Raw genomic sequence first — 20555 nt, 5'->3', positions numbered from 1 at the left:
AGATGGAATTTGGAATAAGCTCTCTTTTTTGCGTTGCAAGATCAACATTCTCTGCTATAATAAATATATTACACGTAAAACAGAGAGGATCATATGAGCAATACAAACGACTTGTTGAATCGGATTAATAATTCCTACAGTGCAATGAGTAAAGGACAGAAACTCCTTGCAACATATATTACAGACAATTACGATAAGGCAGTTTTTCTGACCGCAGCAAAAATGGGAGAAATCGTCGGGGTAAGTGAATCCACGGTAGTAAGATTCGCCACACACCTTGGCTATAAAGGGTATCCGGAATTTCAGAAGGCTTTAGAGGAACTTGTGCGGAACAAGCTGAACTCCATCCAGCGCATGGAGGTTACTTACGGAAGAATCAGCCAGTCAAAGATCTTAGAGACCGTATTGCAGTCGGATGCGGATAAGATCAAATCAACTCTGGAAAAAATTGATCAGAATGCGTTTGAGATGGCGGTAAATACCATTCTGGATGCAAAGAATATTTATATTGTCGGAATCCGAAGCTGTGCGCCTCTCGCAAGTTTTATGGCATTTTATTTTAATCTCATGTTTGACAATGTCAGATTACTGCATACGAGCAGTTCGAGTGAACTTTTTGAACAGATGGTCCGGATCGGAAAAGATGATGCTATCATTGGAATCAGTTTTCCAAGATATTCCATGCGTACTTTAAAGGCACTGGAATTCGCAAATAACCGGAATGCAAAGGTGATAACGATTACAGACAGTGTGCATTCGCCGATGAATCTTTATTCTTCCTGCAATCTGATCGCAGACAGCGACATGGCATCGATTGTGGATTCGCTTGTTGCGCCGCTCAGTGTGATCAATGCGTTGATTGTTGCACTCTGCATGAAAAAGCAAAAAGAGGTGGCAGGTACGCTGACCATGCTTGAAGATATATGGGATGAATATCAGGTATACGAGAATGATGAAATCAATTATATCGATGATTCCATCAAGATGCGTTATGCCAGATTAGAGGATGCAGATCATGAGTAAGATAATTGCAATAGGCGGTGGCCCGGCTGGAATGTTTGCAGCGATTACGGCTGCCGAAAAGGGACATAAAGTAGTTTTAATTGAAAAAAATGAAAAACTTGGGAAAAAGTTATTTATAACAGGAAAGGGCCGGTGTAACATCACAAATGCATCAGATATTGACGTATTGTTTCAAAATGTGATGAGTAACCGCAAATTTCTGTACAGTGCATTTTATGGCTATGATAATGAACAGGTAATCCGTTTTTTTGAAAGCCATGGACTGCCTGTGAAAACAGAACGTGGAAATCGTGTTTTCCCACAATCCGATCATTCTTCGGATGTAATTGCATGTCTGACAAAGGTCCTGAGACAGCTTAAAGTAGAGATTCTGCTCCATACGGAAGTGGCAGAGATCATTGCCGGTGAAGATGGTGCAGGAGGGGTGATACTGTCAGATCAGACAAAGCTTTTGGCAGATGCAGTGATTGTTGCAACCGGTGGCGTTTCCTATCCGCAGACCGGATCTACGGGAGATGGATACCGTTTCGCAGCCCAAACTGGACATCAGATCATAACGCCGGTTCCTGCGCTTGTTCCTTTTGAGATAAAGGAATCCTGGGTGAAAAAGTTACAGGGACTCTCTTTGAAGAATACGGCAATCCGTATATATTCCGGAAAGAAAATGATCTATGATGACTTTGGAGAAATGCTTTTTACGCATTTTGGAGTTAGTGGTCCGATGATATTGTCGGCAAGTGCGTCCATAAAACCAACGTATTTTGAAAATGACCTGCAGCTGGTGATTGACTTAAAGCCGGCACTTGATACAGAACAGCTGGACAAACGTGTGTTACGTGAATTTGAGGATGCGAAAAACAAGCAGTTTAAGAATTCAATTCACAAGCTGTTCCCGGCGAAAATGATCCCGGTTATCATTGAACTGAGTGGTATTCATCCGGATAAAAAGGTGAATGAAATATCCAAAGAAGAGAGAACGGCTTTTGTTCATCTGATTAAAAATCTGCCGATGACAATCACCGGAGTAAGGGATTTTAAAGAAGCCATCATTACAAAAGGCGGGGTGTCTGTGAAAGACGTTGATCCATCCACGATGGAATCAAAGAAATGCAGGCATCTGTATTTCTGCGGAGAGGTTTTGGATCTCGATGCAATGACAGGAGGATACAATCTTCAGATTGCATGGTCGACTGGACATCTTGCAGGGGAAAGTGTTGAATAATAACAGGAAAAGGAAGGAATTATATATGAAATACAATATTGCAATTGATGGACCGGCAGGAGCCGGAAAAAGTACGATCGCGAAGAAACTCGCGGCGGATCTGGGATATATTTATGTAGATACAGGCGCTATGTACCGCGCTATGGCATATTATTTCATCCAGAATAAGATTGCGGCAGATAATGAGAAGGCGGTTGCAGAAGCATGCGCAGATGTTGATATTACGATCCAGTACAAAGACGGTGAACAGCAGGTACTGTTAAATGGAGAGAATGTAAATGGTGTGATTCGTAATGAAGAAGTTGGAAATATGGCATCTGCTACAAGTGTTTATCCGGTTGTGAGAACAAAGCTTGTGGATCTGCAAAGACAGCTGGCACAGAAAGAGAATGTTATCATGGACGGCCGGGACATCGGAACCGTTGTTCTTCCGGACGCAAATGTGAAAATTTACCTGACTGCAGGAAGCAGAGTACGGGCAGAGAGAAGATATAAAGAACTTCAGGCGAAGGGCGTCCACTGTGATCTGGATGAGATTGAAAAGGATATCATCGATCGTGATTACCGGGATATGCACCGTGAAACTTCACCGTTAAAACAGGCGGATGATGCTGTTTGTCTGGATTCTTCCAATCTTGATATTGACGGAGTTGTATCAGAAATGAAAAAAATAATTCAAAGTAAGGCACAGGTGTAGTTTATGAATGTAAAACTTGCAAAAAGTGCAGGATTCTGTTTTGGAGTCAAACGGGCAGTAAATATGGTATATGACCGGATCGGGCAGACAGATATGCCGATTTATACCTATGGTCCGATCATTCATAACGAAGAAGTGGTAAAGGATATGGAATCCAAAGGAGTGCATGTTGTGGAGGATCTTTCGGATCTGGCAACGCTTCCGAAAGGAATCATCATTATCCGTTCACATGGAATCAGCAAATCAGAATATGATCAGATGCAGGAAGCCGGATTTGAAATTGTTGATGCAACCTGCCCGTTTGTTCTTAAGATCCACAGACTTGTAAGAGAATACAGTATGAAAGGGCATTATATTATTATTGTGGGCAATGAAAATCATCCTGAGGTACAGGGAATCCGCGGATGGGTGGAAGAAAGTGGAGTTTCCATCATTGCAACAAAGGAAGATGCTGACAATTTTGCCCTGCCGGATGCAGTTCCGGTAACAATTGTGTCGCAAACGACATTTAACTACAATAAATTTCAAGAATTAGTTGAAATTATCACGAAAAAAGGTTATGATATAAATGTTTTAAATACAATCTGTAATGCAACAGAAGAACGACAGACAGAAGCCCGCAGCATCGCAAAAGAATCGGACGCGATGATTGTAATCGGCGGAAAGAGTAGTTCAAATACACAGAAGTTATTTGAAATATGTAAAAATGAATGTGCAAATACTTACTATATACAAACGAGTAGCGATATGGATTACACAAAGTTAAGATCCATCAATAACGTAGGTATTACCGCAGGGGCGTCAACCCCAAACAATATTATTGAGGAGGTTTCAAAGAATGTCAGAAATGAGCTTTGAACAAATGCTGGAAGAATCTTTAAAAACAATAAGAAATGGAGAAGTGGTAGAAGGTACCGTTATTGATGTGAAGCCTGATGAGATCGTATTGAACATCGGATACAAATCAGATGGAATTATTACCCGTAATGAATACACAAATGAATCCAATGTAGATCTTACAACAGTTGTTAATGTTGGTGACACACTGGAAGCCAAAGTTATCAAAGTAAACGATGGTGAGGGACAGGTACTTCTTTCTTACAAACGTCTTGCAGCTGAAAAAGGAAGCAAGAGATTAGAGGAAGCATTTGAGAACAAAGAAGTTTTAACAGCAAAAGTAAGCCAGGTATTAGATGGCGGTGTTTGTGTTAATGTTGATGAGACAAGAGTATTTATTCCTGCAAGTCTTGTATCTGATACTTATGAGAAGGATTTATCAAAATTCAAAGATCAGGAGATCGAATTCGTAATTACTGAGTTCAATCCAAAACACAGAAGAATTATCGGTAACAGAAAAATGCTCTTAGTTGCTAAGAAAGCTGAGCTTCAGAAAGAGTTATTAGCTAAGATCAAAGTTGGCGATGTGATTGAAGGAACTGTTAAGAATGTAACAGATTTCGGTGCATTTATTGATCTTGGCGGAGTAGATGGATTACTTCATATTTCTGAAATGTCATGGGGAAGAGTTGAGAATCCAAAGAAAGTATTCACAGTTGGACAGACTGTACGTGTATTTATCAAAGATATCAATGATACAAAGATTGCACTCAGCATGAAATTCCCGGAAGAGAACCCATGGAATGGTGCAGCTGAGAAATATGCTGTTGGCAATGTTGTAAAAGGCAAAGTAGCACGTATGACAGATTTCGGTGCTTTCGTTGAGCTTGCTCCTGGAGTAGATGCTTTACTTCATGTTTCGCAGATTTCAAAAGAGCACGTTGAAAAACCATCTGATGTTTTATCTGTTGGCCAGGAAATTGAGGCTAAAATCGTTGACTTCAACGAGGAAGATAAGAAGATCAGCCTTAGTGTAAAAGCAATGTTTGCACCAGAAGAGACTGATGCGGATACTGCAGATGTTGATATTGAGAAAGTGGCATCCGAGACAGAAGAATAATATAAATTAACAAAAGGCTGCCTGTTATTAGGCAGTCTTTTGTTTTATACGCGGGGGGATTCTATGTTAACAAATTACGAAAAATTCAAAGGTGACGTTTTAAAACTTACCAATATTGATCTCAATTGCTATAAAGAAAAGCAAATGAAGCGAAGAATTGATACGTTGATCACAAAGAATAAAATTGACAGTTATGATAAATATGTGGAACTGATCAAAAAAGATAAAGAGAAGTTCGAACAGTTTATTAATTTCCTTACGATTAATGTTTCGGAATTTTACAGAAATCCGGATCAATGGAAGCTTCTTGACAAAGATGTTTTTCCTCTGCTTTTGAGTAAAAGCAAAAGCTTAAAGATCTGGAGTGCAGCATGCTCTACCGGAGATGAACCATATTCGCTTGTTATGGCATTATCCAGACATCTGCCGCTTTCCAGTATCAGGATTATCGCAACAGACATTGACAAACAGGTATTACAGCAGGCTCAGGTGGGCTTATACAATGAAAAAAGTATTGCATCCGTTCCGGATGATCTGAAAAAAAAGTATTTTACCAAGGTTGGATCTTCCTATCAGATTTCGGATGAGATTAAGCGTTGTGTGCAGTTCAAGGAACATAATCTGTTAAAAGATCCATATCCAAAGGACTGCGATCTGATTGTGTGCCGCAATGTTGTAATTTATTTTACAGATGATGCCAAAAATGAGATTTATAAGAAATTCTATGCGTCTTTAAAGAGCCAGGGTGTGCTTTTTATCGGAAGTACAGAGCAGATTATGAATTATAAAGAGATTGGATTTGACAGAATGAGTTCATTCTTTTTCCAGAAAATGTAATTTTGAGATTATTTTATGGAAAAGCCGTTGTGCAGGGAGACGATCCCTGTACAGCGGCTTTTTGCAATCTGAAAATCCTTTTGCATAGATATCAGCCGAAGGCATCATGTGCGAAGCGCATGATGTAATAAATGCTGAATATAGTTATGTAATTGTACACCTGAGTTTAACCACTCATCGGTAAGCTCAAAATAACTGATCCTGTCATTTCGGTTTTCTTTAAATTCCGGTGTGATGATGGACTCGAACTGTGGAAGAAACTGGCCTTCTTTTCGTGTGTAGCAGTTGGACGCTTTGGCTTTTTCGCGGAATTCTTTATCGACAAAAGCTGCAACACTTTTATGAATCGCCACATCTTCAGCTGGAAGATAATAATAATCTTTATAATTGTCATAGAAGAAATGAAGTTCCCCGACATAGACCGGAATACTTAAGATTACTTCATTCTGGTTTCCCTGTAAAAAAAGCTGTGGCAGCTGGCAGGAAACTTTTTGCGGAAATGCATATTTTAGATGAATGGTTAAAGAAAATACCGAAGATTCGGAAAATGTATCATCGTTTAAAATCTGGCAGTCGGATATCTGGTAATTTCCGCGGAAAAATTCACCATAGGAGAGCACTGGCAGAAGATCGAGCATGCCAAGCACATCTTCATAGTTATGTAAAAGCAGTAATTGCAGGGCCTCCTTTTCGGGATGGAGACAATAATTGTGATATATTTCAATCAGCTCGCCGCCGGTATAGGTGTCTTCGCGGTCGATTTCAAGAAAAGTTTCTATGGTTTTTTGCTTGTAATTGGGCAGATTCAGAAGAAATTTCAGTTTGGATACAGACTTGAAGATATCGATAAAGTGAAAACTGTCAAATTGTTCCGGAATCTCGAATTCATGACATTTTGCTTTTAGATATGGAATATCAAAACCAAGACCGTTAAATGTGATGATGGTCTGATAATGGGAAAGCAGATTCATAAATTCAGAAAGAATCTGGGATTGTTCTTCTTTTTGTTCCGCAAAGAATTGCGTGATACAGACTCCGGACTGATCGCGTGTCGCACATCCAATCAGATAAAGAGAGGTTCTTGCAGGAGAGAAGCCTGTAGTCTCAATATCGAAAAATATAACATCTTCTCTAAATATATCATTCGCAATTTCAGTGAAATGAATGTCGGTAAGCAGCTTGCGTGTGATTTTCATAAATTCCCTTTCTTTTATATGTCTATTACACAAAAACATTATTTGGATATCGTATATATTTGTTAAAATTATAACACAAAGAAAACAAAAATGGTTACAAAAGTACTAAAAAAAGAACAAGAAATATGGCGATTTTATTGCCCAAATGTGCTATAATTTTACTAAAGTTTAGCTATGTTTTATCACTCATAGTTCAACAAATAAAATCAAGAAAGTGGGGCACAAAAAATGGGTTTAAAAACATTTAAAGGCGGCGTTCATCCTTATGAAGGCAAAGAATTAGCCAAGGATGCGCCAATCAAAGAAGTTTTGCCCAAAGGCGAACTGGTATTTCCGGTATCACAGCATATCGGGGCACCAGCAACACCGATTGTTGCTGTAGGAGATGCAGTATTAAAAGGACAGAAGATTGCAGAAGCTGGCGGTTTTGTATCTTCACCAATTTATTCTTCTGTATCAGGTACAGTGAAAGCCATCGAACCAAGACGTGTTGCTGTTGGAGATATGGTGAACTCAATCGTGATCGAGAGTGATGGAGAATTTAAAGAGGTTCCGTTTACACCGGTCGATGATGTGACATCATTATCAAAAGAGGAGATTATTGGAAAAGTAAAAGAAGCCGGTGTTGTTGGTATGGGTGGTGCCGGATTCCCAACACATGTAAAATTGTCTCCGAAAGAGCCGGAAAAAATCGAGTATATCATTGCAAACTGTGCAGAATGTGAACCATATCTGACCGCAGATTACAGAAGAATGCTTGAGAATCCGGAAGAACTTGTTGCTGGCATGAAGATCATTCTTCAGTTATTTGACAATGCAAAAGGTGTATTCGGTGTAGAGAATAACAAACCGGACTGTATTGAGAAATTAAAAGAGCTGACGAAGGATGAGCCACGCATGGAAGTGTGCGAACTTATGACCAAATACCCACAGGGTGGTGAGCGTCAGCTGATTTATGCTGTAACAGGCAGAGCAATCAATTCTAAAATGCTTCCGGCAGATGCAGGCTGCATTGTCGATAACGTTGAGACAATTATCTCAATTTATAATGCTGTTAAACTTGGAATACCTGTTATGAAACGAGTATCAACCGTTACAGGTGATGCAATTGCCAATCCGGGCAATTTCCTTTACAGCATCGGAACAAGTTATTCAGAACTGGTAGAAGCTGCTGGTGGTTTTAAAGTACAGCCGGAGAAAATTATTTCAGGCGGACCTATGATGGGATTTTCAATGTTCAGTCTGGATATTCCAACTACAAAGACATCTTCATCCATTCTTTGCCTTGGCAAAGATGCAGTAGCGGCAAATGAACCGATTGCCTGCATTAACTGCGGAAGATGTGTAGAGGCATGTCCTGAGCAGCTGATTCCTTCCAGACTTGCTAAATTTGGCGAGAGAGGACTTATGAAGGAATTTGAAGACTGGCATGGTCTTGAATGTATTGAATGTGGAAGCTGCAGTTATGTATGTCCTTCCAGAAGACAGGTTGCACAGTCTGTAAAAACTATGAAGAAATTAGTTTTGGCTGAAAAGAGAAAGAAAAAATAAATCATAGAGAAAGAGGTGGATTATTGTGAGTGATTTATATCAGGTATCATCATCACCACATGTTCGTGCCAAAGATTCCACGAGCCGGATCATGCTTTATGTGATTATCGCATTACTTCCAACCAGCTTATTTGGAATATATAATTTTGGCTTTAAAGCATTGCTTTTAATTTTAATTACCATTGCAAGCTGTGTAGCTACAGAATGGGTATTTAATAAGATTGTACATAAAAAGAATACGATCGATGATCTGAGTGCTGTTGTAACAGGACTTCTTCTTGCACTGAACCTTCCGGTGGCACTTCCTTGGTGGGAAGCTGTGATCGGTGGTGTATTTGCAATTGCTATTGTAAAAATGATGTTTGGCGGATTAGGACAGAATTTTATGAACCCTGCACTTGGTGCAAGATGTTTCCTTCTGATCGCTTTTGCCGCTGATATGACAAACTTTACAACCGACACTTATACAGGAGCAACTCCTCTTGCGCTGATCCGTAATGAAGGACTTGGATCTGTAAATGTAATGGATATGTTGATTGGTAACACAGCAGGTACAATCGGTGAGACCTCTGTAATCGCAATCCTGATCGGTGCAATTATTCTGATTCTTACCGGTGTGATCGATCTGAAGATCCCAGGTGCATACATTATTTCATTCGCTGTATTTATTTTATTATTCGGCGGACATGGTTTCGATGTAAACTATCTTGTTGCTGAACTGTGTGGCGGTGGACTTATGCTTGGTGCATTCTTTATGGCAACCGATTATGTAACATCTCCGATCACCCCAATGGGCAAGATCATTTTTGGTATCAGCTGTGGTATTTTGACCGGAATTTTCCGTTGCTTTGGAGCAAATGCCGAGGGTGTTTCTTTTGCAATCATTTTAAGCAACCTGTTTGTTCCTCTGATTGAGAAAGTTACGGTTCCAGCTGCATTTGGACTGGTAAAGGAGGCAAAGAAGAATGAATAAAAAAATTGTACATGACGCTTTGATCTTAACAGCTTTTACTTTAGTTCTTGGACTGATCCTTGCAGTTGTATATGGTATTACAAAGGCTCCGATTGATGCAGCAAATCTTGAAGCAAAACAGGAAGCATACAAGGCTGTATTTGATGACGCGGCTTCTTTTGAAACACAGGAATACGATGAGGATGCTGCAAACAGCATGGTATCAGAAGCTGGATACAATGATACGATCGATGATGTGGAAAGTGCACTTGATGCAAACGGCGAAACACTTGGATATGTTATTACAGTAACAGCTAAGGATGGAAGCCAGGGAAGCATTACATTTTCTGTTGGAATCCAGAATGATGGAACAGTAAACGGATATTCCATTACAGACATTTCCGAGACACCAGGTCTTGGTATGAAAGCAGAAGAGGAGGATTTTTACAGCCAGTTTGAAGGTAAAAATGTTTCTTCTTTCACAGTTGTAAAACAGACTCCGTCATCCGATGATGAAATTGAAGCAATCACAGGTTCTACCATTACATCCAAAGCCATGGCAAACGGTTGTAATGCAGCAATCTTATACTTCCAGAACGAGCTTAAGGGAGGTGCTGAATAATGAATAAGAATGTAGAACGTTTATATAATGGTATTATCAAGGAAAATCCTACATTTGTACTGATGCTTGGTATGTGTCCTACACTTGCCGTTACATCTGGTGCGATCAATGGACTTGGAATGGGACTTTCCACAACTGTTGTACTTATTTTCTCAAACCTGCTGATTTCAGCATTCCGTAAGGTGATTCCAAACGGTGTGCGTATGCCGGCATACATTGTAATTGTTGCGTCACTTGTAACAATTGTACAGTTTTTACTGCAGGCTTATATCCCGGTTTTATCGTCAGCGCTGGGTGTTTATATTCCTCTGATCGTTGTAAACTGTATCATTCTTGGACGTGCAGAAAGCTATGCTTCTAAGAATCCGGTTGTTCCTTCAATCTTTGACGGACTTGGAATGGGACTTGGTTTCACTGTAGGACTTACAAGTATCGGTCTGATCCGTGAATTCCTTGGAGCAGGAACTTTATTCAACAAACCGGTTCTTTCTGCAATCCCTGGATTTACACCGATTACAATCTTTATTATGGCACCTGGAGCATTCCTTGTACTTTCATTCCTCGTAGCCGGAATGAATATCATCCGTAAGAAAATGGATGCAAAAGGAAAACCACTTGCAAAACCTTCTGGATGTCTTACCGGTGATTGTGCACATTGTGGACAGTCTGCAACATGTACAGGTAAGTCTGAAGAGAAGAATGATTAAGGAGGGACATTACAGTGAAAGAATTATTACTTATCGCAGTTGGATCTGCAATTGTTAATAACGTTGTATTAAGTCAGTTCCTTGGTATCTGTCCTTTCCTTGGTGTATCTAAGAAAGTGAATACAGCAGCTGGTATGGGTGGAGCTGTAATCTTTGTTATTACAATTTCTTCATTTATTACCGGTCTGATTTACAAATTTATCCTTGCTAATTCTTTTTTGATCAGTAAGGGAATTGACCTGACTTATTTAAAGACGATCGTATTTATTTTAGTTATCGCAGCTCTTGTTCAGTTTGTTGAAATGTTCTTAAAGAAATCTATGCCGGCACTTTATAAATCGCTGGGTGTATATTTACCACTGATCACAACAAACTGTGCTGTACTTGGTGTTGCACTGAACTGTGTTACATATGAGTACACAATACTTGAAGGTGTAGTATATGGATTTGCAACCGCAGTTGGATTCTTTATTTCAATTGTACTAATGGCTGGTATCCGTGAAAAAATTGAATATAATGATATTCCAAAGACTTTCCAGGGTACAGCGATCGTACTGATCACTGCATGTCTGATGTCTATCGCCTTCATGGGATTCTCAGGTATGATTTAGGAGGAATGAATAAATGAATATTACAGCAATTATTGTTGCAGCTCTTATCGTTGGCTGCGTAGGTGCTATCATTGGATTTTTCCTCGGAATCTCTGGCGAAAAATTCAAAGTAGAAGTGGATGAACGTGAAGAAGCGATTATTGGCGTTCTCCCTGGTAATAACTGTGGTGGTTGTGGTTATGCCGGATGTTCCGGTCTTGCCGCTGCAATCGTAAAAGGTGAAGCACCGGTAAACCAGTGTCCTGTTGGTGGTGCACCGGTAGCTGCCAAGGTCGGCGAGATCATGGGTGTTGCTGCAGAAGAGGGCGTAAGAAAAGCTGCTTTTGTAAAATGTGCAGGAACCTGTGAAAAAGCAAACAAAGATTATGAATATACAGGTGTGGAAGATTGTGCTGCTATGGCATTTGTTCCAAATGGTGGACCAAAATCCTGCAATTATGGATGTCTTGGTTTTGGTAACTGTGTGAAAGCCTGCCCGTTTGATGCAATTCACATTGTAGACGGTATTGCACTTGTCGATAAAGAACAGTGTAAAGCTTGTGGTAAATGTGTTGCTGCATGCCCGAAACATCTGATTGAACTCATCCCGTATGATTTCAAACATGCAGTACAGTGCAGTTCCAAGGATAAAGGTAAAGATGTTATGAAAGCCTGCTCCGTTGGATGTATCGGATGTCATTTGTGCGAGAAGAACTGTCCGTCAGATGCAGTTCATGTTGTTGATAACATTGCATACATTGATCAGGAGAAATGTACAGGATGTGGCATTTGTGCAGAGAAATGTCCAAAGAAGATTATTCTGTAATTTATAATCAATGAAATAGTAAAAAGAGAGACAGTGTGATATAATTCACCTGTCTCTTTTGCTTTATAGAAAAATTGCCATATAACTTTCGATAAAGCAAATTTGTATTGAGATGAATAAATGGAGCTGGTTATGAAAAAAACAAAAGAAAAAACGATGTTAGCCATTTTTGCTATTGGATTTACGGCTTTGTGCGGATGTTCCGATACACACAAAACTGTTTCTACAGAAGAGTTGCAATGTAAAACTACGGAGAGTGTAACAGAGGCATCTGCAACATCGGAATACACAGACGAAGAAATCGCACAGATGCAATCCGATGTAATACAGGCATTTCAGAGTTTAAAAGATGAATTTGGAGATGAAGAACAGATTCAGAATTTTTCAGAATATCTGATAGAAAATTATGATCCGGCCAGGATTGCCCAAGTTGCAGATGAATGGCATACGCAGTTAATTAATAATGGTACAGAGGATTCAGCGGATGAGAATGCTTATCATGAGTTAAGTCAGAATTTATATAAAGAAACCGGTAAATCACTTTATGTATTGTGGAATGAATTTCAGGGCATTTTAGAGGATGAAACAGTGGCAAATGCGCATAATATTTATTTTAAAGAAGCAGAAGAATCGGAAATACAGATTTCTTTTGCCGGCGATATCTGTCTTACCGAAGATGGCTTTGTGATCGATCATTATGATGAGGTAAACGGAGATCTTTCCCAGTGCATTTCGGATGATATTGAGAATGTTACAAAAAATGCAGATATTTTTATGTTAAACCATGAATATCCGGCAAGTGAGAGAGGGACTGCTTTGGCAGGAAAATATTATACATTCCGGGCAGAGCCGCAACGGGAAGAAATTTTGAAGGAACTTGGAACTGATATTGTAAGTCTTGCAAATAATCATATTTATGATTATGGAGCAGACGCACTTATGGATACTTTTCAATGCCTGAGAGATGAAAATATTCCATATGTTGGCGCAGGAGCCGATATGGAAGAGGCAAAAAAGCCGGTATATTTTATTATATACGGGATGAAGATTGGCTTTGTGGCAGCAAACCGCTCTGAGAAAATTATTTATACTCCGGAAGCAGGAGAAAATACGCCAGGAGTAGTACGCATGTATGACACTGCGATGATGGATGAGATTATTTCAGAAGCATCCAAAGAATGTGATTATCTGATTGCATATCTGCATTGGGGAACTGAAGATTCTCCTTATTATGAGGAATATCAGAGAAATATTGCAAAAGAATTTATCGGTCAGGGAGCAGATGCAATCATTGGCGGGCATCCTCATGTGCTGCAAGGGGTAGAATATATAGAAGGAAAACCCGTGGTATACAGTCTTGGAGATTTCTGGTTCAATTCAGAGACAAAGTATACAACTGTGCTGAACCTGAAAGTGGATATGGAAGGATTAAAAGAAATGTCACTTCTTCCATGCAGACAGGAAAATTATACGACGCATATGCTTTACGGTGAAGAAGCCTCACAATTTTATGATTATATGAGGGAACTTTCGCCAAATGCAGGGATAGATTCTGCAGGTGTGGTATCACCTGCAGAATAAAGAGGCTCTTACTCTGAAAGTTCTGTGAAAGGAATATCTTTTCCGATTCCGGATGAGGTGTGGATCTGGTAGTCATCTGTGATAAAGATGGCTTCGGTATCCGGCATGGATTCGATCAGCTGCATTCCGGCATCGAGTCCAAGAGCAAAGCAGGTTGTGCTTAATCCGTCACCGTCAACGGAACGATCGCTGATGATCGTTACTTCATAAAGATTATTGTCACATGGATATCCGGTTTTAGGATCGAGGATATGATGATATAATTTACCGTCAATTTTATAGTAGCGTTCATATACACCGGATGAAACGACGGATTTGTCTTTTACATCGACTGTTGCAATGGATGTGCCGTCTTTTGCAAATGGTTTTTGAATGCCGACCTTATATGCAGCTCCCGTGGATTTTTCACCGATCGTAAGTACATTACCTCCAAGGTTGATGATGCCGGAGGTGATCCCTTTTGAATTGAGATATTCTTTCATGCGGTCAGCAATATAACCTTTTGCAATTCCGCCAAGGTCAAGTTCGGAATCCGGGTCCGTCAGCATAACCTGATTGCCGTCAATGACGATATTTTTATAATTCACATGTGCGAGATCTGACTGGATATCCGCATCGGATGGAAGCACCGAGGCATCCGTCTCGTTATCCTCGGAAGTGAGATTTTCGGCAATATCACTGAAATCCCAGAGATCACTTAATTTTCCGATTGTAATATCAAACGCCCCATTGCTGACATCTCCGTAAAGAATGCCTTCTTTGATCAGTTCGAGGGTTTCATCACTTACCGTAACATAAGAACCGGAACCGGCATTGGAATTAATCTGGGAAACTTCGCTGGAATCAATGGTATTGGAAAAAAGATTTTCATATTTGTGAGCAAGTTCAAAACAGTCATCAATATACTGTTCGGAATTTGTACCGTATAGGGTTATTTTTATAATCGTATCAAAATAAAATCCGGATTTGCTGACGGAGGCATTTGGATTGCTGCAACCACCACAAATAGCAGTAAAAAGCATCATACAGCAGATCAGAATAGAAAGTTTGCGTTTCATAAAAGTGCTCCTTTTGTATTATATTTAGAATACAATAGCACAGTTTTACGACACGTACAATGCTTTGAAAATAAAAACAGGAGCTTCCTGTATACTTTAAAGAGCAAAAGGAATTGACCAAAAAGAATACCTCAAGTAAATTTAGATTATTACTGACCTGCCAGTTGGTAAAATCTAAAAACACAAGAGGTATTCAAGATGAATGTTAAAGCAAGAAGAACAAAAAAGCAAGTAAATGTAGAAAATCAGGCAATAAAGCTTCTGTCAAAAGAAGAATTGGGCAGGAAAATAAAGGTGATTAAAAAAGAACTGAGATCCTATACATGGCGAGACTTGGAAACAAACGGTAAGTTTGCCAAGAACGATAAACTCTCCTTCATTACGGATGACATGCTTATAGTAGGATGCGATATAGGCAGTGAGAATCATTATATCAGGGCAATCGATGTCAGGGGAAGGGAGTTAAGCCGTGGAGCATTTGAATTCAGCAATACTTCAGAAGGCTTTGAAAATGCCAAGGCATGGGTGCTGGCACTTGCGGCAAAACACGATAAGAAACAGATAGTACTGGGTCTTGAACCGACAGGTCACTACTGGTTTGCGTTGGCTGCATGGATGATTTCAAACGGAATCAGCGTTGTCCAGGTAAATCCATATGCCGTAAAGCAGAGCAAAGAAATCGAAGATAACAGCCAGCTCAAGGACGACAGAAAAGATCCGAAACTGATCGCAAATCTTGTGAAAGATGGAAACTACGGAATGCCTTATCTTCCAGAAAAAGTTTACGCAGACATGAGAAGACTCTCAATGTTCAGGGATCAGCTTACCGAAGACAGGATAAGAAATATCAATCGTCTTCACCGGGAATTGAAAATCTATTTTCCAGAATACATGGACGCATTTGGAAAAATAGACGGAGCATTTACTCTGGAAGTACTGAAAGTATCAGCTATCCCAGCGGATATTACAGCACTGGGAGTAGAAGGCATGAAAAATATCTGGCATAATGCAAAATTAAGAGGACGCGGTTACAGCAGAGCCAATGAAATCGTGAGCTATGCAGAGAAAAGTGTTGGATTAACGGATGGAACGGATGCAGGGCGTGAAGCAGTGAAATGGTATGCGGAACAGATACTGAAGCTGGATGAGCAGCTTGCTGTGATTGAAAGTACTTTACATGAAAAATGCATGGAAATACCTTACGCAGAAAAAATACTTGAAATCAAAGGTGTAGGTGAAAACATACTGGCTGGAATACTGGCAGAAATGGGAGATATCAGCAGATTTGATGATGTGAAGGAAATCCAGAAGCTAAGCGGTATGGGGCTGGTGGCATGCAGTTCAGGCAAGCATAAAGGACAGACAAAAATCAGCCACAGAGGACGCAAGAGACTTCGGTATTGGCTGTTCCAAGCGGCAAAGTCAGCGGTGTCGCATGCAGATGAATTTAAGCAGCTACATGAGTACTATACAACGCGAACCAACAATCCGCTGAAAAAGATGCAGTCACTGGTTGTGATAGCCTGCAAGATACTGAGGGTGATTTACACAATCCTGAAGACAGGGACAACTTATGATCCGCAGAAACTGTTGAAAGACATCAAACATCCGGCAGCTTCACAGGCATCAATGGCAGCATAGCAAATAAAATAAAAGAAGTAACTCCAGAACTCTGTCGAGTGGCTGATGGAAGGCATCGGAGACTGGACAGGGTTCTGGAACAGAAACCCGTAAACGATGGAGTCCGGAACGGACTGCATCTGCAAAAGACCAACAGTAAGCTGTAGAGGTATAGCGTCCACTGAGTAAATCAGTACCACGACAGGTGAATGTAGGTCAGTAACAAATCAAACACAAAAACAAGAGCTGTAGCCGGCATCGGTTTTTACCGTGGGGCATGACCCCGTCTAGGAGCTTGGCTGGCACTCAGTGTATGGTAGGTGGGACGAAGGAAGTTGGGATACGATCCCCTTAGACACGGAATGTTCATCATCATAGTTGATCAGAGGGAAAACAGCCTTTATAAAGCAAACAACAGGGATGCTTTAAGAAGTGTACCCATTAATCAGCTATTCGGTACAAGATACTACGATATCCATCACTTTCGGCTCTTGTTTTGAGGTAAATAAATATCGTCAAAGCCAGTAAAATCAATAGATTTAGGCTTGACAGAATAGGAAGGGAAGAATATGAGCCGGGAACATATCTATATCGCAATCGATTTAAAGTCTTTTTATGCATCGGTCGAATGCCGGGAACGTACGCTTGATCCGCTTACCACCAACCTGGTAGTTGCGGATGCATCAAGAACAGAAAAAACAATCTGTCTTGCGGTATCTCCGGCTCTGAAAAAATTCGGAATTCCGGGAAGAGCGCGGCTGTTTGAAGTTGTTCAAAAGGTAAAGGAAGTAAATGACGAGCGGAGAAGGAAGGCGCCGCGGAAGACATTTGAAGGATCATCTTATTCGGAGACAGAATTAGACAAGCATCCGGAATATAAACTGGATTATATTGCGGCACCGCCGAGGATGGCTTTGTACATGAAATACAGTACAAAAATATATCATATCTATCTCAGATATATTGCGCCGGAAGATATCCATGTGTATTCCATTGATGAAGTTTTTATCGACGCGACGCACTATCTGAACACTTATCAGATGACGGCAAAACAGCTGGCGAAAAAGATCATACAGGAGATTTTGGAAGAAACAGGGATTACAGCAACGGCGGGCATCGGAACGAATCTGTATCTTTGCAAAATTGCAATGGATATCGAAGCAAAGCATGTAGCTCCGGATACGGATGGTGTACGTATCGCAGAACTCGATGAAAACACATATCGGAAGAAATTATGGAATCACAGACCATTAACAGATTTCTGGCGCGTGGGAAGTGGCTATCAGAAAAAGCTGGAACAGCTTGGAATATTTACGATGGGAGATATTGCAAGATGCTCACTTGGAAAAGAACACGATTATCACAATGAGGAATTATTATACGAAACCTTTGGTGTAAATGCAGAACTTCTGATTGATCATGCGTGGGGATATGAACCGGTCACAATCGATGAGATTAAAGCATACAAACCGGATAACAACAGTATCTGTTCAGGGCAGGTGTTACAATGTCCTTATGAATTTGAAAAGGGGAAACTGATTGTCCGTGAAATGACGGAACTTCTGGTTCTTGATCTTGTCGATAAACGCTATGTGACAGATCAGCTGGTACTGACGATTGGCTATGACATTGAGAATCTGAAAAATTCAAAACGGGCTGGCAGATATAAGGGCGAAATCGTGACAGACCGTTATGGAAGAAAAATCCCAAAACATGCACATGGAAGCACAAATCTGGAGCATTACAGTTCGTCAACAGAAGAGATTATGTCTAAGGTCATGCAGTTATATGATAAAATCGTAAGTCCGGATCTTCTGATCCGCAGAATAACGATTACAGCAAATCATATTATAAGAGAAGAGCAGATTCCGGCTGCAGAATCATTTGAGCAGATAGACCTTTTTACGGACTATCATAAAGTAGAGGAAGAACAGGAACAGAACAGGAAAAAGAGAGAAAAGGAACGGAAACTTCAGGAGGCAATGCTATCGGTCAAAAAGAAGTATGGGAAGAATGCAATGTTAAAAGGAACGAATCTGCAGGAGGGTGCTACAACAATAGAAAGGAACCGGCAGATTGGAGGACATAAAGCCTGAAAACGGGAACATTATGAACTCGGATTATGGGTAAAATTACCTGTAGAAATAGTAAGAAAGAAATTTGAAAATTTATTAGATATTCCTGCAAATTATAGCAGGTTTATGTCTTGACAAAGATGAGTTATAAGTCTACAATCTGATTGTGTGAGTGAAACAAATGAATCTATTCACAATCTGAACAGGTTCATGGTAACAAAAAGGAAGGTAGAAGGTTTTCGAATGAAAAGACTTGTTTTATCTCTTTTAGTTGAAAACAATCCAGGTGTAACAAGCAGAATTTCAGGTTTGTTCAGCCGGAGAGGATATAACATTGACAGTTTTTCCTCAGGAGTAACTGCGGATCCGAGATATACGCGGATTACGATCGTTGCAAGCGGCGAAGAGCAGATTCTTGAGCAGATCGAGAAACAGCTTGCAAAGCTGGAAGATGTGTTGGACATCAAGAAATTAGAGCAGGGGTCCTCTGTTACAAGAGAACTGATCCTGGTCAAGATTCGTGCAAAAGATACAGAGCGTCAGCCAATTTTAAATGTAACGGAGATCTTCCACGGTAAAGTTGTGGATGTCACAATGGATTCCATGGTGATTGAATTGACCGGACATCAGGATAAACTCGATGCATTTTTGGATCTTTTACAGGAATATGAGATTCTCGAACTTGCGAGAACCGGTATCACAGGACTTACAAGAGGTTCTGATGATGTAATATTTTTAGATTAGGCTATTATTTAATTTAGGAGGAAATAAAAATGGCAGAAGCAAGAATGTTTTATCAGGAAGATTGTAACTTATCTTTACTGGAAGGAAAAACTGTAGCCATCATTGGATATGGCAGCCAGGGACATGCACATGCATTAAACTTAAAAGAGTCTGGAGTAAATGTAGTAATCGGACTTTATAACGGAAGTAAATCCTGGGCAAAAGCTGAGAAACAGGGATTTAAGGTATACACAGCAGCTGAGGCTGCAAAACAGGCTGATATCATCATGATCTTAATCAACGATGAATTACAGGCTGATATGTACAAAAAAGACATCGAGCCAAACCTTGAGCCAGGTAACATGTTAATGTTTGCTCATGGTTTCAACATCCATTACGGATGCATCAAACCACCAAAGGATGTCGATGTTACAATGATCGCTCCAAAAGCTCCAGGACATACTGTTCGTTCTGAGTATCAGGCTGGAAAAGGAACTCCTTGCCTTGTAGCTGTTGAGCAGGATGCAACAGGAAAAGCTTTAGATATTGCTTTAGCTTACGCTTTAGGTATTGGTGGAGCAAGAGCTGGTGTTCTTGAGACAACATTCAGAACAGAGACAGAGACAGACCTCTTCGGAGAGCAGGCTGTACTTTGCGGTGGTGTTTGTGCATTAATGCAGGCAGGTTTCGAAACACTTTGCGAAGCTGGATATGATCCAAGAAATGCTTACTTTGAGTGTATCCATGAGATGAAACTGATCGTAGACTTAATCTACCAGTCAGGATTTGCAGGAATGAGATATTCTATTTCTAATACTGCTGAATACGGTGATTATGTAACAGGTCCTAAGATCGTTACCGAGGATACAAAGAAAGCTATGAAGAAAGTTCTTGCTGATATCCAGGATGGTTCTTTCGCAAAAGAGTTCTTACTTGACATGTCTCCAGCAGGACGTCAGGTACACTTCCAGATGATGAGAAAGAAAGCTTCTGAGCATCCATCAGAGAAAGTCGGAGAAGAGATCCGTAAGCTTTACAGCTGGAACAATGAAGATGACAAATTAGTAAACAACTAATCCGAACATCGATTTTGTAGAATACATATTTAAAACCCCGGCAGAGATTCTGCTGGGGTTTTTCAAAAAACGTGAAAACATTTAGTTGACAAAAATTTGAACTATGGTAAAATAAATCTGTTATTTGAATAAAGAAAGCTAGGAAAAGGAATAGTAGAGTCCCGATCGACTTTCAGAGAATTGTCGTATGGTGCAAGACAGTAGCGTAAGGATTTGAACTCGCCTTGGAGCTTCTGAGCGGA

Annotated in this window: 19 protein-coding genes and 1 other annotated feature (1 of these 20 only partly in view); of the genes, 17 read left to right on the top strand and 2 right to left on the bottom strand. The window is 40.2% G+C overall.

The window, feature by feature from the left end; genetic code table 11:
- Positions 1-93 precede the first annotated feature (93 nt).
- The 6 genes from FYJ75_RS03235 (at position 94) to FYJ75_RS03210 (ending at position 5736) form a co-directional block, all read left to right on the top strand.
- Positions 94-1023 (top strand): MurR/RpiR family transcriptional regulator, encoded by a 930-nt coding sequence (locus FYJ75_RS03235; protein ID WP_154428803.1) that lies wholly within the window; start codon positions 94-96, stop codon positions 1021-1023.
- Positions 1016-2245, top strand: a complete 1230-nt coding sequence (locus FYJ75_RS03230; RefSeq protein WP_154428801.1) for a BaiN/RdsA family NAD(P)/FAD-dependent oxidoreductase — start codon at positions 1016-1018, stop codon at positions 2243-2245. The genes FYJ75_RS03235 and FYJ75_RS03230 overlap by 8 nt, the downstream gene beginning before the upstream one ends.
- A gap of 25 nt (positions 2246-2270) precedes the next feature.
- Complete coding sequence (gene cmk, locus FYJ75_RS03225) at positions 2271-2942, top strand: (d)CMP kinase (RefSeq protein WP_154428799.1); 672 nt, start codon at positions 2271-2273, stop codon at positions 2940-2942.
- A 3-nt stretch (positions 2943-2945) separates the two neighbouring features.
- The gene (gene ispH, locus FYJ75_RS03220) at positions 2946-3800 is read left to right on the top strand and encodes a 4-hydroxy-3-methylbut-2-enyl diphosphate reductase (RefSeq protein ID WP_154428797.1); all 855 of its coding nucleotides are present in this window, start codon (positions 2946-2948) and stop codon (positions 3798-3800) included.
- Positions 3781-4899 (top strand): 30S ribosomal protein S1, encoded by a 1119-nt coding sequence (gene rpsA / locus FYJ75_RS03215; RefSeq protein ID WP_154428795.1) that lies wholly within the window; start codon positions 3781-3783, stop codon positions 4897-4899. The genes ispH and rpsA overlap by 20 nt, the downstream gene beginning before the upstream one ends.
- Positions 4900-4962: 63 nt before the next feature.
- The gene (locus tag FYJ75_RS03210) at positions 4963-5736 is read left to right on the top strand and encodes a CheR family methyltransferase (RefSeq protein ID WP_154428793.1); all 774 of its coding nucleotides are present in this window, start codon (positions 4963-4965) and stop codon (positions 5734-5736) included.
- Positions 5737-5840: 104 nt separating this feature from the next.
- Here the strand turns inward: FYJ75_RS03210 and FYJ75_RS03205 are convergent, their stop codons facing one another.
- On the bottom strand, positions 5841-6932 hold the full coding sequence (locus tag FYJ75_RS03205; RefSeq protein ID WP_195838931.1) for a ribonuclease H-like domain-containing protein: 1092 nt from the start codon (positions 6930-6932) through the stop codon (positions 5841-5843).
- A gap of 228 nt (positions 6933-7160) precedes the next feature.
- Between FYJ75_RS03205 and rsxC the strand changes: the two genes are divergently transcribed.
- The 7 genes from rsxC to FYJ75_RS03170 all read left to right on the top strand — a co-directional run bounded on the left by rsxC (position 7161) and on the right by FYJ75_RS03170 (position 13761).
- A complete protein-coding gene (gene rsxC / locus FYJ75_RS03200) occupies positions 7161-8483 on the top strand; it encodes an electron transport complex subunit RsxC (RefSeq protein ID WP_154428789.1) in 1323 nt (440 codons plus the stop codon).
- A 25-nt stretch (positions 8484-8508) separates the two neighbouring features.
- The gene (locus FYJ75_RS03195) at positions 8509-9456 is read left to right on the top strand and encodes an RnfABCDGE type electron transport complex subunit D (protein ID WP_328596848.1); all 948 of its coding nucleotides are present in this window, start codon (positions 8509-8511) and stop codon (positions 9454-9456) included.
- On the top strand, positions 9449-10057 hold the full coding sequence (locus tag FYJ75_RS03190) for an RnfABCDGE type electron transport complex subunit G (RefSeq protein ID WP_154428787.1): 609 nt from the start codon (positions 9449-9451) through the stop codon (positions 10055-10057). The genes FYJ75_RS03195 and FYJ75_RS03190 overlap by 8 nt, the downstream gene beginning before the upstream one ends.
- Positions 10057-10764, top strand: coding sequence for an electron transport complex subunit RsxE (gene rsxE / locus FYJ75_RS03185; RefSeq protein WP_154428785.1), 708 nt, complete (start codon positions 10057-10059; stop codon positions 10762-10764). Before FYJ75_RS03190 ends, rsxE begins: the two co-directional genes overlap by 1 nt.
- Before the next feature lie 14 nt (positions 10765-10778).
- On the top strand, positions 10779-11375 hold the full coding sequence (locus tag FYJ75_RS03180; protein WP_328596847.1) for an RnfABCDGE type electron transport complex subunit A: 597 nt from the start codon (positions 10779-10781) through the stop codon (positions 11373-11375).
- 13 nt (positions 11376-11388) lie between these two features.
- The gene (locus FYJ75_RS03175; RefSeq protein ID WP_154428783.1) at positions 11389-12180 is read left to right on the top strand and encodes an RnfABCDGE type electron transport complex subunit B; all 792 of its coding nucleotides are present in this window, start codon (positions 11389-11391) and stop codon (positions 12178-12180) included.
- Positions 12181-12312: 132 nt separating this feature from the next.
- A complete protein-coding gene (locus tag FYJ75_RS03170) occupies positions 12313-13761 on the top strand; it encodes a CapA family protein (RefSeq protein ID WP_195838930.1) in 1449 nt (482 codons plus the stop codon).
- A gap of 8 nt (positions 13762-13769) precedes the next feature.
- Here the strand turns inward: FYJ75_RS03170 and FYJ75_RS03165 are convergent, their stop codons facing one another.
- Complete coding sequence (locus FYJ75_RS03165) at positions 13770-14819, bottom strand: FAD:protein FMN transferase (protein WP_154428779.1); 1050 nt, start codon at positions 14817-14819, stop codon at positions 13770-13772.
- Positions 14820-15017: 198 nt separating this feature from the next.
- On the opposite strand from FYJ75_RS03165, the gene FYJ75_RS03160 reads away from it, so the two are divergent.
- The 4 genes from FYJ75_RS03160 to ilvC all read left to right on the top strand — a co-directional run bounded on the left by FYJ75_RS03160 (position 15018) and on the right by ilvC (position 20313).
- Complete coding sequence (locus FYJ75_RS03160; RefSeq protein WP_195838929.1) at positions 15018-16460, top strand: IS110 family RNA-guided transposase; 1443 nt, start codon at positions 15018-15020, stop codon at positions 16458-16460.
- Between the two features lie 548 nt (positions 16461-17008).
- Positions 17009-18535, top strand: a complete 1527-nt coding sequence (locus FYJ75_RS03155; protein ID WP_154428777.1) for a Y-family DNA polymerase — start codon at positions 17009-17011, stop codon at positions 18533-18535.
- A 222-nt stretch (positions 18536-18757) separates the two neighbouring features.
- Positions 18758-19258 (top strand): acetolactate synthase small subunit, encoded by a 501-nt coding sequence (gene ilvN / locus FYJ75_RS03150; RefSeq protein WP_154428775.1) that lies wholly within the window; start codon positions 18758-18760, stop codon positions 19256-19258.
- Between the two features lie 29 nt (positions 19259-19287).
- A complete protein-coding gene (ilvC, locus tag FYJ75_RS03145; RefSeq protein ID WP_154428773.1) occupies positions 19288-20313 on the top strand; it encodes a ketol-acid reductoisomerase in 1026 nt (341 codons plus the stop codon).
- Positions 20314-20444: 131 nt separating this feature from the next.
- Positions 20445-20555: a binding site (T-box leader), on the top strand; it runs 133 nt beyond the window's last position.

Origin of the sequence: Roseburia porci (assembly GCF_009695765.1) — a bacterium.
Lineage (GTDB): Bacteria > Bacillota > Clostridia > Lachnospirales > Lachnospiraceae > Roseburia > Roseburia porci.
The sequence above is the reverse complement of the archived record's forward strand: the minus strand, read 5'-3'. Positions and strand labels throughout refer to the sequence as shown.

What these genes read in the sequence shown, in the direction of transcription:
- FYJ75_RS03235 (WP_154428803.1), top strand. Translation starts at nt 94, where the DNA reads ATGAGCAATACAAACGACTTGTTGAATCGGATTAATAATTCCTACAGT.
- FYJ75_RS03230 (WP_154428801.1), top strand. Translation starts at nt 1,016, where the DNA reads ATGAGTAAGATAATTGCAATAGGCGGTGGCCCGGCTGGAATGTTTGCA.
- cmk (WP_154428799.1), top strand. Translation starts at nt 2,271, where the DNA reads ATGAAATACAATATTGCAATTGATGGACCGGCAGGAGCCGGAAAAAGT.
- ispH (WP_154428797.1), top strand. Translation starts at nt 2,946, where the DNA reads ATGAATGTAAAACTTGCAAAAAGTGCAGGATTCTGTTTTGGAGTCAAA.
- rpsA (WP_154428795.1), top strand. Translation starts at nt 3,781, where the DNA reads ATGTCAGAAATGAGCTTTGAACAAATGCTGGAAGAATCTTTAAAAACA.
- FYJ75_RS03210 (WP_154428793.1), top strand. Translation starts at nt 4,963, where the DNA reads ATGTTAACAAATTACGAAAAATTCAAAGGTGACGTTTTAAAACTTACC.
- FYJ75_RS03205 (WP_195838931.1), bottom strand. Translation starts at nt 6,932, where the DNA reads ATGAAAATCACACGCAAGCTGCTTACCGACATTCATTTCACTGAAATT.
- rsxC (WP_154428789.1), top strand. Translation starts at nt 7,161, where the DNA reads ATGGGTTTAAAAACATTTAAAGGCGGCGTTCATCCTTATGAAGGCAAA.
- FYJ75_RS03190 (WP_154428787.1), top strand. Translation starts at nt 9,449, where the DNA reads ATGAATAAAAAAATTGTACATGACGCTTTGATCTTAACAGCTTTTACT.
- rsxE (WP_154428785.1), top strand. Translation starts at nt 10,057, where the DNA reads ATGAATAAGAATGTAGAACGTTTATATAATGGTATTATCAAGGAAAAT.
- FYJ75_RS03175 (WP_154428783.1), top strand. Translation starts at nt 11,389, where the DNA reads ATGAATATTACAGCAATTATTGTTGCAGCTCTTATCGTTGGCTGCGTA.
- FYJ75_RS03170 (WP_195838930.1), top strand. Translation starts at nt 12,313, where the DNA reads ATGAAAAAAACAAAAGAAAAAACGATGTTAGCCATTTTTGCTATTGGA.
- FYJ75_RS03165 (WP_154428779.1), bottom strand. Translation starts at nt 14,819, where the DNA reads ATGAAACGCAAACTTTCTATTCTGATCTGCTGTATGATGCTTTTTACT.
- FYJ75_RS03160 (WP_195838929.1), top strand. Translation starts at nt 15,018, where the DNA reads ATGAATGTTAAAGCAAGAAGAACAAAAAAGCAAGTAAATGTAGAAAAT.
- FYJ75_RS03155 (WP_154428777.1), top strand. Translation starts at nt 17,009, where the DNA reads ATGAGCCGGGAACATATCTATATCGCAATCGATTTAAAGTCTTTTTAT.
- ilvN (WP_154428775.1), top strand. Translation starts at nt 18,758, where the DNA reads ATGAAAAGACTTGTTTTATCTCTTTTAGTTGAAAACAATCCAGGTGTA.
- ilvC (WP_154428773.1), top strand. Translation starts at nt 19,288, where the DNA reads ATGGCAGAAGCAAGAATGTTTTATCAGGAAGATTGTAACTTATCTTTA.